This is a genomic window from Polluticoccus soli (assembly GCF_029269745.1).
GTDB classification, from domain to species: Bacteria; Bacteroidota; Bacteroidia; order Chitinophagales; family Chitinophagaceae; genus Polluticoccus; species Polluticoccus soli.
In genome coordinates this window covers 374,038-387,517 of sequence record NZ_JARJHT010000003.1, presented here as the reverse complement: position 1 = coordinate 387,517, position 13,480 = coordinate 374,038, and the positions used below count along the sequence as shown (strand labels likewise).

General features: G+C 48.1%; 13 protein-coding genes. 7 read left to right on the top strand and 6 right to left on the bottom strand.

What is annotated here, in order from left to right:
* Positions 1-133 precede the first annotated feature (133 nt).
* From P2W83_RS18075 to P2W83_RS18060, 4 genes are all read right to left on the bottom strand, one after another.
* Positions 134-889, bottom strand: a complete 756-nt coding sequence (locus tag P2W83_RS18075) for a T9SS type A sorting domain-containing protein (RefSeq protein ID WP_276135182.1) — start codon at positions 887-889, stop codon at positions 134-136.
* 97 nt (positions 890-986) lie between these two features.
* The gene (locus tag P2W83_RS18070) at positions 987-1,547 is read right to left on the bottom strand and encodes a helix-turn-helix domain-containing protein (protein WP_276135181.1); all 561 of its coding nucleotides are present in this window, start codon (positions 1,545-1,547) and stop codon (positions 987-989) included.
* Positions 1,548-1,628: 81 nt separating this feature from the next.
* The gene (locus P2W83_RS18065; protein ID WP_276135180.1) at positions 1,629-3,662 is read right to left on the bottom strand and encodes a hypothetical protein; all 2,034 of its coding nucleotides are present in this window, start codon (positions 3,660-3,662) and stop codon (positions 1,629-1,631) included.
* Between the two features lie 16 nt (positions 3,663-3,678).
* Positions 3,679-4,713 (bottom strand): S8 family peptidase, encoded by a 1,035-nt coding sequence (locus tag P2W83_RS18060; protein WP_276135179.1) that lies wholly within the window; start codon positions 4,711-4,713, stop codon positions 3,679-3,681.
* Between the two features lie 470 nt (positions 4,714-5,183).
* Between P2W83_RS18060 and P2W83_RS18055 the strand changes: the two genes are divergently transcribed.
* From P2W83_RS18055 to P2W83_RS18035, 5 genes are all read left to right on the top strand, one after another.
* The gene (locus tag P2W83_RS18055) at positions 5,184-5,834 is read left to right on the top strand and encodes a hypothetical protein (RefSeq protein WP_276135178.1); all 651 of its coding nucleotides are present in this window, start codon (positions 5,184-5,186) and stop codon (positions 5,832-5,834) included.
* Positions 5,835-6,165: 331 nt separating this feature from the next.
* A complete protein-coding gene (locus P2W83_RS18050; RefSeq protein ID WP_276135177.1) occupies positions 6,166-6,474 on the top strand; it encodes a hypothetical protein in 309 nt (102 codons plus the stop codon).
* Positions 6,461-7,237 carry a sensor histidine kinase gene (locus P2W83_RS18045; RefSeq protein ID WP_276135176.1) on the top strand — a complete coding sequence of 259 codons (777 nt, stop codon included), beginning with the start codon at positions 6,461-6,463 and terminating at the stop codon, positions 7,235-7,237. Before P2W83_RS18050 ends, P2W83_RS18045 begins: the two co-directional genes overlap by 14 nt.
* A 12-nt stretch (positions 7,238-7,249) precedes the next feature.
* Positions 7,250-7,900 carry a response regulator transcription factor gene (locus P2W83_RS18040; protein ID WP_276135175.1) on the top strand — a complete coding sequence of 217 codons (651 nt, stop codon included), beginning with the start codon at positions 7,250-7,252 and terminating at the stop codon, positions 7,898-7,900.
* A gap of 55 nt (positions 7,901-7,955) precedes the next feature.
* Entirely contained in the window at positions 7,956-8,459 is a 504-nt protein-coding gene (locus P2W83_RS18035; protein ID WP_276135174.1) for a VOC family protein, read from the top strand.
* 3 nt (positions 8,460-8,462) lie between these two features.
* Here the strand turns inward: P2W83_RS18035 and P2W83_RS18030 are convergent, their stop codons facing one another.
* Positions 8,463-11,039, bottom strand: coding sequence for a PAS domain-containing protein (locus tag P2W83_RS18030; RefSeq protein ID WP_276135173.1), 2,577 nt, complete (start codon positions 11,037-11,039; stop codon positions 8,463-8,465).
* Positions 11,040-11,296: 257 nt separating this feature from the next.
* Between P2W83_RS18030 and P2W83_RS18025 the strand changes: the two genes are divergently transcribed.
* Complete coding sequence (locus P2W83_RS18025; protein WP_276135172.1) at positions 11,297-12,367, top strand: trypsin-like serine protease; 1,071 nt, start codon at positions 11,297-11,299, stop codon at positions 12,365-12,367.
* A 180-nt stretch (positions 12,368-12,547) separates the two neighbouring features.
* Positions 12,548-12,856 carry a GNAT family N-acetyltransferase gene (locus P2W83_RS18020; protein WP_276135171.1) on the top strand — a complete coding sequence of 103 codons (309 nt, stop codon included), beginning with the start codon at positions 12,548-12,550 and terminating at the stop codon, positions 12,854-12,856.
* Between the two features lie 3 nt (positions 12,857-12,859).
* Here P2W83_RS18020 and P2W83_RS18015 read toward each other — a convergent pair whose 3' ends face one another.
* Complete coding sequence (locus tag P2W83_RS18015; RefSeq protein ID WP_276135170.1) at positions 12,860-13,480, bottom strand: class I SAM-dependent methyltransferase; 621 nt, start codon at positions 13,478-13,480, stop codon at positions 12,860-12,862.

The window sequence follows — 13,480 nt, the reverse complement described above, 5'->3', positions numbered from 1 at the left end:
TATAACACAAAGGTCGCACCGCGGGGTGGGCGGACTGTTATACAACTATGGAGGAGTGTTACATGATTATGGTACATTAAAAAAGCCACCCCTTGCGGAATGGCTCTCTTAAGTTATGTAAGTGGGCTTGCTGTTATAGTTTCACTATCTGCTCGATGCCGCTGCGGCCTTCGTTGTCCTGTACTTTTATCATGTAGTTGCCTGCAGGTATTTTCGACATATTGATAGAAGGGTTTTGTTTTCCGCCTTCGTAGCTAATGTCTCTAACTACCTGTCCTGAAATAGAAATAATGGTCACCCTGGTGATGTCGTGTGCGTATTTGATGTTCAGTACATCGCCGGCAGGGTTAGGGCTCATGCTGAAGCTCAGTTGCTGCGCCACTTCGTTTACACCGGTCGCTTTGTTGAGTGCATCAACGATGCCTGCGCCAGTGCCGTTCTTTTCATTGTACCAGATCTTGTGATCGGTACCGCTGGCTATCACGATGTGTGGCATGCCGCTGCCGCCATAGTTGGCTTCGTCAATAGTGTTACCGTTATTATTGAATACGCTCACCTTGCTCAGGTCTACACCATTGTTGGTGGCAAAAGTCTGGAGGGTAGAGCATTGGTCATTTCCGATCCCGTCGCCGATGAGGTAGTACAGCACTTTGCCGGGGTGTGCAGCTGCATAATTTTGCACGGCGGTAAAGGCATTGCTGGTGCCGTTATTGCAGGCGCTGCAAGGCATTACCCATACCATCACCACGGTTTTTCCGGCGTCCAGGTCAGTAAACAAGGTGTGGCTGGTGCTATTGCAATCTGTGGCGGTGAAGTCGGTAGCATTTTCCTGGGCATAGCCCACGGCAGCTACGGCGATGAGGCCTAGAGTAGTAAAGAGTCTTTTCATATAATGGCTGATTTTTATTTCTTGATACAAGTTACGGAAAAATTGATGATCTGCCGTTGGCGACTTAGCCCACTATGACAATTCTATTAACTGGCTATTAAACCCCGTCCAGAGGTTTGCGGTGGTGCATGCCTTTGTCTTTGTAAAAGCTTGGGGTGAGCCCGGTCACTTTTTTGAACTGCGCCGAAAGGTGCGCCACGCTGCTATAACCCAGTTGCCAGGCTATTTCACTTAATGACAATTCATCGTACACCAGCAGCTCTTTTACCTTCTCTATTTTCTGGGATATGATGTATTGCTCTATGGTCTTTCCTTCTACCTCAGAGAATAGCTTACTGAGGTAGGAGTAATCGTGATTAAGTTTTTCTGACAGGTATTCGCTGTATTTGAGTTTGGTCTGGTCTTCGCTGTGGTGAATGAGGTCGATGACCACATTCTTTATCTTCTCAATGATGCGTCCCTTCTTTGTATCTATCAGCTCGAAGCCTACGTCCGCCAGGTTGTGTTTCAGCTCATCCATTTGCTGCGCCGATGGTTTTTCGGCCAGTTCCACCTCGCCCAGCTGCACATTCAGGGGTTCGATACCAACCTTCTCCAGTTCGTTCTTCACCACCATGCGGCAACGGTTGCACACCATGTTCTTTATATAGAGGTTCATGGGGTAAAGTTAGGGGAGGATAAGGTATGCAAAAAAAGATCCCCGCTGATGGCGGGGATCGGTTGATATCGTTTGACAAGTCTATTGCCTGTTGCCCGGCCAGGTGGCAAAGTTGAGCAGCGGTATATCTACCGTAAACGATAGGCTGAACCTGGAATACATTTCTGATACTGTATTGTCGGTTGCCGTTACATTACGCAGACGAGGACCTATTTGCCAGCCGGCTCCAAATGATATAGGTGTTTTGCCAAAGCCGTAAATAAGGAAAGCACCCGGTGCTACCAGTTCGCGTAGTGTGATGGTTGGTATCTGGGATGTTTCATCGTCCTCCATCCTGAACGCGGCTACGGCTCCCAAGTCTATAGCGGATAAGAATAGTGAAAGCGAGCTGGTGTGTTTTCCGCTGAAGACGGAGTAGAACTGGCCGAGGCTTGCCGACACGCCCACAGGCGCCAGCAGGCCGTACGAATTGAATTGGAACTGATCGTCAATGCCTTCAATGCGCTCATATCCTACGAACGGACCGAGGTAGGCGTTGAGCGCAATGTTACCCCGCGACTCACGCTTTACACGCGATGATCCTGCAGGCAGGGCCGCGGCCTCTATGGCGTCGCTCACTTCTTCCGAACTTTTGGCTTCAGCCACCGAAGCCATAAATGTACCCAGACGTAGCAGAACTGGTGAAAAGCGCTGGGCGTTCATGATCCTGTCTTCTTCTGCTCCCAGCAACTTCAACTCCTGGTCTTTTTCTATGACGGGTTTGCTGAAGGCAAAATTGTATATGGTGTAAGCGTCGACCGCGGCGGTACTGTAGTTGCGCTCTTTAATGTTGAGTGCCAGGTCTGATGTGCGGCGACAAATACGAATGTAATTGGCAAAGGTGGTGTCGAATCTGCCCATGCCCTTCTTCTCCATGAAAGGCAGTTCGGTAAACCTGCCTGCCTGTTCAATCAGGTCTACCACGCCGTTGAAATAGTTGTAATAGAGCTCGAACGGAGGTGTTTGTTTTTCCCTCGTTATCTTTTCGGCTTCCAGAATGTAACCATGCACAGTTTCTCCTTTTGCAACAAGTTGTGTGCAAAATGCAGCATATTCGGGGTAATTCGCGTTGTAGGCGGCAGCCAGTTTTTTCAGTATGGTTGCTACAGAACGTTCATTGCCGTCTATTCTTACAAATTCAATGTCTTCAGCCTGTTCTGCTATCAGCGACAAGTATATTCTAACTGTCAGCGGGTCAGAAAAAGCTTTCTTCACCGAGTCGGCTGGTACCCAGTAATCACTATTGTTTTGTGCTTTGAAGGAAGTAGAGACGAGTTGGAATAGCTTCAGCGTTGCTGAAATATTTTTCGTGGCAAACGTGTCGTAGCTGGCATATTGTTCCTTCGCCATGCTGTCTATGTATTCAACCGGAAAACCTTCGATGATCTTTCCCGGATGTACTTCGTTAAGTATACCATTGGTAACATAATTTCCAGAAAGGCAGGTGTATTTTAACAGCGGGTGGCGGTTGAAGAACGCTGCGTAGTTGCCATCGGTGATCACTTTGGGCAAATTATTGGTAAGCATGCGCAGGTCTTGCTGAAACGCTTCCTGCAGTGCGGGGAGAAATGCCTGGTACATGTAGATGTTGTCGCCTATATCGCCGAGCATGTCACATGTTTCTGGAAACAATGTGACCGCATCGCGATATTTTTCTTTGCTCATTTCCTTCCTGAACTTATCGAAGAATGCAACACTGAGTTCTTCTTTTGTACGTTTTACCAGGAAGCGTGCAATGCCATCTGCCAGGGTCGTAACATCAAGACCTCCAATGGAAGAAAAGGGGTTGCCCGCGCCAACTGCAGGAATTCCGCTCAGGCCCGCAAAGGCGCTGCCCGCAGGAAGCAATGGGATAAACAGGTCATTTTCCTGGTAGAAGTCAACTCGTACATCTTCGCCCGCGTTAACGTCCAGGTATTTTGAAAGGATCGTATCAGCAATTTTCAGGCTGGCGGGTGTGAATGTTTTTCCGACGACCAGTTTTCTGAGTGCAACTGCATCGTTAAAAGCGTACGGTTGCGCTTGTATCGAGCTTCCAAAAAGAATGGCGACAAGCGAAAGTGTGATGGTTTTCATTGCGTGTGTGTTTTTATTAAGACGATATTTTGTAAGTGAATTGCCCTGCATCTACAAATGCCGGATTGTCTACAGTTGTGTCAAACTGACGTAGGTTGTTCATAACGCTTGCCCGGTTTTGTGCACAACCAGCCGAGAGCATTAAAGCAACGATACCCGATATGAACGCACAGCCAAAACTGCTGCCGGGTTCCTGGATATAAAAATTCTGGCTGCTAGTGCCTGGCATCCATCTTTGAGCAAATATGGTCACGACCGGCGGTAGACTCGCACTTTGCGCACTCAAAAAGGCAGGCATTGCAGATCCTACCGCTATGCAGGCGTTGCTACTGGCCGGGAAGGGCCTGTATTGTGGCAGCATTAGTTTGCCATCGCCGGCGGCTGCTACTACAATGATGTTTTTATTGTTTACCGTATCGGTGATCAGTTGGTTGAGTTCGTCATCAAACGGCATAGCGCGCGAGATGTTGATGATATTTGCTCCTTGTTGAATCGCGTATTTTATACCTGCGATAACATACTTCGGACTTGCATCTGCGCCATTGATGATGCGGACGGGCAAAAGCTTGCATTCGGGTGCTACACCTGTAATGCCATTGCTGGGCGAAGCAGAGCGAGCGCCGATAATACCTGCAACGGGTGTGCCGTGTTGGTTGATGTCAGCTGCTAATGGCTGGCCAGACGTAGTATCGGTAATATTGTTGTACGCGCCGGAAAAATCAGGATGTATGGGATCAAGGCCATCGTCGAGCACAGCAACTGTTATGTTTCGGCCCCTGGTATCTCGTATGCTGGCCGGAATCGAACTCAGTACACGATTGTAGTTGACCAGCATACCTGGATAGGCAGGTCGCGTGGTTAGCTCCTCTGCTGTCAAAAAACTTTCGTTGGATTTGATACCTGCGACGGTGGTGCCGTCGGGTTGTAATCCATTTATTACCTTGCTTCCGTCCAGCGTTGTGCTCGCAGGAGCTGATGCCATCGGAGGACGTTCGAAGTTCGGCTGTATCTGCAGGTTCAGCTCTTTGGTCGGCGTTACATTCGTAGTCATGTTTTTTAACTAATAGTTATAGGTGCGATCAATGATTGCCTGGTACCATGTGCTTGCTGGTTACTTGTGTTTCGGGTAGGAATTGTAAAGGATGAAGTTTTCATAAGATGACTGATTTACTATTATTGATCTGGCACAAATATCAATCATTAATATAGTGAACGCAATAGTAATGTTACGTATTTACGAAGCGTGTTTATACGCATCTTACGCCTATGTGGATCAAAAATTCCTTTTAGCGGTACTGTTCGTGTTTCAAGAGACTTATATTCAAGAGAATATTTTCACCTTAAAAACTAGAAATGAAAAGACTAATTGTCTGTAATAGCGTAATTGCGTAGTTCTACGTAAACCGAAATACGTAGTTCCGCTATTGCATTGGCGGCATAAAGTTTCGTCCTTTGTGATCCGGCTATGATAGCTGCCAACAATTGTATATACTTAATGTCAGATCACACAAAACAAAACCTATGAAAAAAGCATTTTTGAAATTAATGGGCTGTAGCCTGCTGGCGGTAATGGCATCGTGTGGAAATAGTGAGACGAAGGAGGAAACTGCTACGATCGATACAACAGTGCAGGCAAGTGATGCACAAGTCGAACAAACGAAATTAGCGGGATCCCGGATCATTTGTGCTGAATGCACGGAAGACTCTCTTTGCACACAACAATGCCTGGATTCGGTGCTTGGGTGTCATTATATCGACGGAACGGTATTTGAGCAAATGACCACAGGTAGCGGATATACGGGTGGCGGTTTTAGCCCTAAAACGGTGGCGCAAATAAGGAAAATTGTAAATACCTATGATTGCCGCGATCACAGGATTTTGGTAGTGGGCAATGATGCCGATAAGGCTCATGATACCGATATCAAATTTAAGGTGATTAAGATAGACAGGGCTGATTCTCTTATCACGTCTGTAAGCTATACATTCCCCTTGTTCAAAAAGATTATTCTTCAACATAATCCGTCTAATATCTCTTTCTTCAAAGGAGCTAAAAACGGTGAGGGTGATATAGTTATCAGGGTAACGACGGCAAGCGGCGAACTGATGCACTATGATATCAGCGACGTGCCTCCAACAAAATATGACGAGGTTGATATCTCTAAGTTGAAATAATCCAAACGATTCGGGTTTGCTTTTACTAGCCTCATCCATATTATCACCAATTGTCCCGTTAACGATCGGGTTTAAGAAAAGATCAACTCTGTTGTGGCTGTATCCACTAATAGGGTTGATCTTTGATTTGACCGTTTTTGCATTTAAGCGGATTCTTTTTATTAACCACCAATGGCCATCTAACGTTTTTATATTGTTAGAGTTCGTTCTGGTGAGTTTTCTATATAAAGAACGGGTTTTTAAGAGTAGTCGGTTTTTCTACTTAATTCTCATCACATTCGCCACGTTCTTTGTTTTCAATTCCATAAACAAATCGTTTTTACAATTCAATATGCTTGGCACGAGCATTTTTGCCTTTGTATACATTGTGTATGGTATTCTTGGGTTTTATAGCCTGCTCCAGAAACAGGATGAATTGTTTCTTGACCGGTCCTGGTTTTTCTGGCTAAATGTGGCCTTGACTATTTATGCTTCCGGCACCTTTCTGCTATTCCTTTTTATGGACTACTTGCTTTCGCTGGACTTTGACGTATTTAATAAGATATGGAGTTATGTTTTCCTAACCCTCAACATCACCAAAAACCTCCTGATAGCTGTAGCTTTATACCATTACAAACCTGTTGCGCGTGAATCTCACTAGTCTCATCATCATAGGTATCGCTGCCATGCTGGCTTTGGCCATGGGGGTGATATTGTTTGTAGTGATGTACCAACGCAGGGTGATACGCCACCAGGTAGAACTAAAGCAGATAGAGGAGCAGAAAGAACTGGAACTGATACAGGCAGGCATACAAAGCGAAGAGCAGGAGCGCATGCGCATAGCCAGCGAGCTACACGACGATGTTGGTGCTACACTAGCTTCGGCCCGCCTGTTCCTGCACCAGAAAGAGTTGACCGACGAGGCCGCGATACAACAGTCGAAAGAGCTGCTGGACGAGAGCATACAGAAGATACGCAGCATATCACACAAGCTGCAGCCCAGCACGCTGCATCATTTGGGTTTGCAAACCTCACTGCAGTCGCTGTCGGAGATCATTAGTAAGTCGGGTGTTGTGAAGGTGATCTATGTAAAGGTGAATGACTTACCACGGCTGGATGCGCAACTGGAGCTATCAGCCTACCGCGTGGTGCAGGAGCTGATGAACAATTGTATCAAACATGCCAATGCGCAAAACATCACCATGCAGACAGACGTGAATGGTGAACTGAAGATAAAGCTGAGTCACGACGGCAAGGGACTGCTGCAGCAGGACTATGAGGAGCTGATCTACAAGAAAGGCGCCATTGGTCTGAAGAATATAGTGAACAGGCTGAAGTCTATCAATGCGAACATTTCTTTTGACAAAGATGGCGACTGGTACACCATAGAAGTAGCCGCGCCGCTGATGCCCGCTAATAATTAAAACGATCTCACTATGCCTGCCATCAAATTTGCCATCGCCGACGACCATAAGATATTTCGCCAGGGATTGCGCTTTGCCCTCAGTAACGACAAGGGTATAGACTGCATAGGTGAAGCCGACAATGGCCGTAAGCTACTGGAGCTGCTGGAGCAACAACAGCCCGATGTGGCGCTGATAGACCTGAAGATGCCGGAGATGGATGGCATAGACACCACCAAGGAGATACGCAGGCTATACCCGGATATGAAGATCATTATCCTTACCATGTTTGATGACGAGCACTTCATTGTGCACCTGATGGAGAACGGCGCGAATGGCTATCTTATAAAGAACGCAGAGCCCGATGAGATCAAAACCGCCATCCGTTCTGCGCACGAAACGGGCTACTACTTCAACGACCTGGTGAGCAATACCATGCTGAAAAGCCTGATGCAAAAACAAAAAGCATCGCCGCGCTTCAAGCCCGAAATAAAACTGAACGACCGCGAACTGGAAGTGCTGCGTCTTATTTGCGCCGAACATACGGCTGCGGAGATAGGTGAAAAAGTTTTTTTGAGTGCACGCACGGTGGAAGGTATACGCGCTAACCTGTTGGAAAAGATTGGAGTGCGCAACACCGCAGGCCTGGTTATGTATGCCGTTAAAAATGGTATTGTAGAATAACGATCGATTGGTTCGAAAATTTAGGAACTTGTGTGCATCCAAATCCTAAATACACATGGCCATCGTTCAAAAGATCGTCCCCAACTTCTGGTTCAACCGCAATGCCGACGAGGCGGTAACCCACTACGTCTCTATTTTCAAGAATTCTTCCATAGGCGACAAGACCTATTATACCGATGCCGGTTTTGAACAGCACCAGATGCTGGAAGGTACTACGCTGACCATCGAGTTCAAGCTGGAAGGGTCCGACTTTGTAGCGCTGAACGCCGGACCGGAGTTTGAATTTACCGAGGCTATTTCGTTTATCGTTTACTGCGATTCACAGGAGGAGATAGACTACTATTGGGAAAACTTGAGCTCTGGCGGCGATCCAAGGTCGCAGATGTGTGGCTGGCTGAAAGATAGGTTCGGCGTATCTTGGCAGATAGTGCCGTCTGAGTTCATTAAAATGCTGAAAGATAAAGACCGCACAAAAGTAGAACGCGCCATGGCCGCCATGATGCAGATGAAAAAGCTCGACATCAACAAGCTGCGTGATGTGTTTAATGGTAAGGACTAGTGGCTAGCCCACGTGTTTTACCGGCAATATGATATGGAAGCTCGCGCCCTTTTCTGGCGTGCCTTTGGCGAAGATGATACCGTTGTGGAATTCCGCGATTTTTTTACATAGTGCAAGGCCTATGCCGGTACCTTCAAACTGCTCGCGGCGGTGCAGGCGTTGGAAGATGACAAAGATCTGTTCGGCATATTCCTGTTCAAATCCAATGCCGTTGTCGGTCACCACTATCTCTACGTGGTCTATTTTTGGGTTCAGTCGTTCGTACTGCAGCACTTCGTGTCTGGGCATCGTGCGCGAGCCGATGTGAATAAGCGGCGCCCTGTCATCCTTTGAATACTTCAATGCATTGCCCACGAGGTTGAAGAAAAGCTGGTTCATTTGTATAGGCACTGCATCTACCTGGCAAATATTGTCGATTATTATCGTAGCGTTCTTTTGCTTGATGAGCACTTCGTAGTCCACTATTATCTTGCTGATGGTGCGGTTCAGGTCGGTAGGGAAGAATACCTCCTGCTTTGCGCCCATGCGCGAGAAGTTGAGCAGGTCACTCAGTAGGCTTGACATGCGTTGTGCCGCATCGGATATTTTTCCGAAATACATCTCGCCATCGGTGGTTAGCTCTTGTTTATGTTTCCGCACTATCATATCTGTGAAGATATTGATCTTGCGCAGCGGCTCCTGCAGGTCGTGGCTGGCTACGTATACAAACTGCTGCAGGTTGTCGTTCACAGTCAGCAGTTCGTCATTGGCTTTTTTCAATTCCAGGGTGCGGTATTCCACCAGCGCCTCCAGTTCTTCCTGCATTAGCTTTTCAAGGGTGATGTCGCGCGTAGTGCCTATCATGTATTGAGGCATTCCCCTTTCATCCATGTACAGTTTGCCCTTCGAGTGCAGCATTTTTGTTTTGCCGTCTACAGTAACACGGTGCTCTGCCTCGTAGTGGCCATCGCCATTAATGATATTGGCCATCGGCACCATCGCTGCTGTCTTGTCGTCGGGGTGCATCTTTTCAAGCAGCACGGCTATCGTGGCCCTGGTAGATTGCAATCCCAGCCAATCCTTCAATCTTTCAGACACGGTAACGATGCCCTCTTTAAGATCAGCGTGCCAGGTAGCCATATCGGCCACGTGCAATGCATTACGCAGGTTTTCTTCAGCCTCGCCCAATCGTTGTTTTGCACGCACCAGGTCGGTTACTTCGGTGGCGGTGTTCATCACACCATATACTTTTCCGTTCTCGTCCAGCAGGGGCGAGAAGGTAAAGTTGTAGTAAGTAGTTGTTTTTACGCCGTTGCGCATCAGGTCAACGCGGTCTTCAGTTGCGTGGTATGGGATGCCGGTGGTGTATACGTCATCCAGTATTTTAAAGAACGGCTGGTCCGCCAGCTCGTAAAGTACCTCGTAATAGGTTTTTCCTTCTACCTCTTCGCGCGTGCGGTCCCAGGCTGCCAGTAAGGCATCGTTCATTGTTTCTATCCGCATTTCGCGGCCAACGTAAATACCAATTGGGGCAGGCGAGGCGTATACAAAGCTCTTGAAGCGTTTTTCGTTTTCTTCGGCACGCTTGCGGGCCATTACAAACTCTGTTACATCAACCGCGTGGCCGAAAATGCCTTCTACTTCGCCAGCCTCATTCTTCAGCGGGTTGGCTACGAAATCGAAATAGCAATCCTGCAGGTTACCATCCTCGTTGCGGTCCAGTTTCAACAGTATCTCGTGACCTTGCTGCGTTTCGCCGGTTTGGTACACGATATCGAGTATATCGAAAATGCCCTGGGTTACCAGTTCTGGCAGCGCCTCCCTGATGGGCAGGCCAATCACCTTACGGCCAGGCCCCACTGATTGCATAAAAGCAGGATTGGCAGTTTCTACCACCAACTTGGGTCCGTGCAATACGGCGATCATGGCCGATGCATTCATGAATAGCTGGTATAACCGGTGCCTTTCGGCTTTTGAGGCCTCAAGTGCTGCCTGTTCGGCACGGCGTGCTTTAGTACGTTCTTCTTCTACATGCTGGTGCTCTATGGCAAGCACTGTTGTGCGGCTTACCAGCTTCAGTATGTGCAGGTCGTCGGCAGCCGGACTTTTGGGGTGTTTATAATAAATAGCGAACGTGCCCAGTACTTTGCCTTCCTTTCCCATAAGAGGGGTAGACCAGCAGGCACGTAAACCATGCGCCAATGCAAGGTCTTTGTAGTCTTTCCACAGCGGGTCGGTGGCAATGTCTTCAACGATCGTTGTGAGCGTTTTGTAAGCGGCTGTTCCGCACGACCCTGCTTCGGGACCTATCTGGGCACCATGTATGGTGCTGTTATAGTCTGCGGGAAGGTCGGGGGCAGAGCCATGCAGCAAGTGCTTGCCCTCTTCATCTGTCAGCAGTATGCTGGCTATGGCGCCTTCTGTGCTCTGTGCCTGCACCCATGCTACGATACGATTGAGAATAGTGCCGAGAGGCGCGCCCTTCGATATCATTTCCAGTACTTCTCCCTGTCCGGCCATGAGGGCTTCCAGGCGTTCGTACAAGTGCCGGGTGGCGGTGTCGGTACCCGTTTGGGTCGATATGTTTTCGAGGGCGTCCAAGCTGTGTGCTAATTGAGATTGAAGCTAGTCGTTTTTTTGGCAACCAGCTGTAAAATAAAAAAGCTAAAAAATCGTGCCACATGGGTTTGATAATCAAATGCTTTTGTTCATACTGAACGGCATTGGTATTCAATAGGGGGCGTGGTTTGAAGTTGCGTTTTAGTTATGTCGTTGCGACAAATTATTTTTTTATGCCAACAGGCAACCTTTTGTACTCTGTCTGCATTTATAATGGAGTAAGACATAAAACCAGGTACATGAACAAGCTTCTATCTACGCTAGCATTTTCGGCTGTTATAGCGACAGCAGCCAAACAGGCCACGGCCCAACCCGTAGTAGGGGGCAGCGGCATCACCGGCAATGCAGATTTCTTTTGCTCGCTGGTAGCGCCACAGAGTGCCACGCTCAGCCCGCTGATATGCGGAGCCTCGCTTATTCACCCACAATGGGTGCTTACGGCAGGACACTGTGCTTTCAGCCAGTTTACCTCGAAGAAGTTCGACAGCATTGATGTGGCGGTAGCGCCTTATGTGCCGTCACAAGGTGGCTATGTTCGTGTCAGGTCGGCGAAGATCTATGTGCACAAAAAGTATAGCCTTACCGGCGATGGTTATGATATAGCCCTGATAAAACTCCGTACGCCGGTAACCAATGTTTCGCCCATTGCCATGCCCGCACAAGGAGATAACTCCCTGTACGATGATGGCGACCCGGTGAACATCGTCGGCTTCGGTATCTATGATACGCTGAACTTAGGCGCCCAGCCCGATACGCTGCAGTTTGCGCCAATACAAGTGATCGGCAACACGCAGTGCAACCAGCTATATGGTGGCGCCATCCTGGCCGACATGGTTTGCGCAGGTATGTTTAGTGGAAATATAGGCGGCGCCGCCGGCGACAGCGGCGGACCGCTGTTTGCGAACACCAGCAATGGCCCGGTGCAGACGGGTGTTGTAAGCTGGGGCGGCGGTGCATGGACGACTACTGATGCCCCGGGTGTCTATACCAGGGTGTCTGCTTACCGTCAGTGGATAGATTCGGTAATATACGCCGACAGTACTTTGTCGGTAGGCGAGGTGACACGCACACAGGCTGAAGTACGGAGAACAGACCGCGAAATAACTGTAGCGCTGGAAGATGTGGCGACAACGGAGTTGCAGTATACATTATATAACTACGAGGGCCGCGCACTGCGTTCTGGCACATGGGCGGCTGGCCATAGAGAGTACAGTATTGAAGCAGCGGACCTGCAGAATGCGCTTTACTTCATCAATATCGCCAACGATAGAGGTTTTCGATTTACCGGAAAGGTGCCTGTGCTGCGGTGATCTCTTTGAAGATGAGTTTGCATACAAGTGGTTTGAGGTATTAAAATGAGGTTATAATAATAGCAGCTGTACTGCGTATCTGCCTGATATTACAGGCAATGAGAATCACAACTTTCGGGTTGTGATTCTTAGTTTTTATCGAGTTACTTTTACCTCTTCAGATGACCCAATTTATTTGCAATGAACGATATCGAACTGGAACTGGACCCTACAACTGGTAACGGAGCGTTTAAAATAGAAGAGAATGGTGAACGCCTTGCCGAAATGGTTTTCAGGATAACCGCCAACAAAATGGTGATCTTTCATACCGAAGTATCGCAGAAGCTTTCGGGGCAGGGTGTAGGCAAAAGGCTGGTAACAGAAATGTTGGCCTATGTGCGTAGCCACGATCTAAAAGTAGTCCCTCTATGTCCGTTTGTGCACGGCCTGTTTCAGCGCCACCCCGAAGAGTATGCTGACGTCTGGGACCGTGGCTGGCATTCTAGCTAGTGGCTAAGCTGCGGTTTTCAACTCTCGTTTAAAGCTGCAGAACAGAAAGTTTTGTACTGTATTGAATGGCGTTATATGGTCTTCTTCTATACACCTGATCTTTTGAAAGCCGTTGGCTAGTTCTGTCGCCAATTTCGTTTCGGTGTATTGTTTAATATCAAGACCGCTACATTTTTTAGGTCCGTTCTCCGAAAAAGTACCAATGGTAACATAGCCCTTTACAGCGTTCCTTGCCGTGGCCAGATACCTGGTTATTTGTTCCGGCGTGGTGAGGAAATGGAAAGTGGCCCTATCATGCCATACATCGTAGGTTTCAGTTGGCTCAAACTCCGTAATGTCGGAGACGATCCAGTTCACTTTTTCTGCTACAGCTCCCAGTCTTTCCTTCGCGCGTTCTATGGCATTGGCCGATATGTCCAGCACTGTGATGTTTTGATAGCCTTCCGCCAGCAAGAAATCAACCAGCCTGCTGTCGCCGCCGCCAATGTCAATTATTCGGGCATTCCTGTCAACGCCAAAGCTGTGAATGAAATCCAATGAAGTCTGCGGAATGTCTTGCGTCCAGCTCACTTCGTTGGGCTGTTTGGTTGCATAAACATTTTCCCAGTGTGCTTTTCCTTCCAT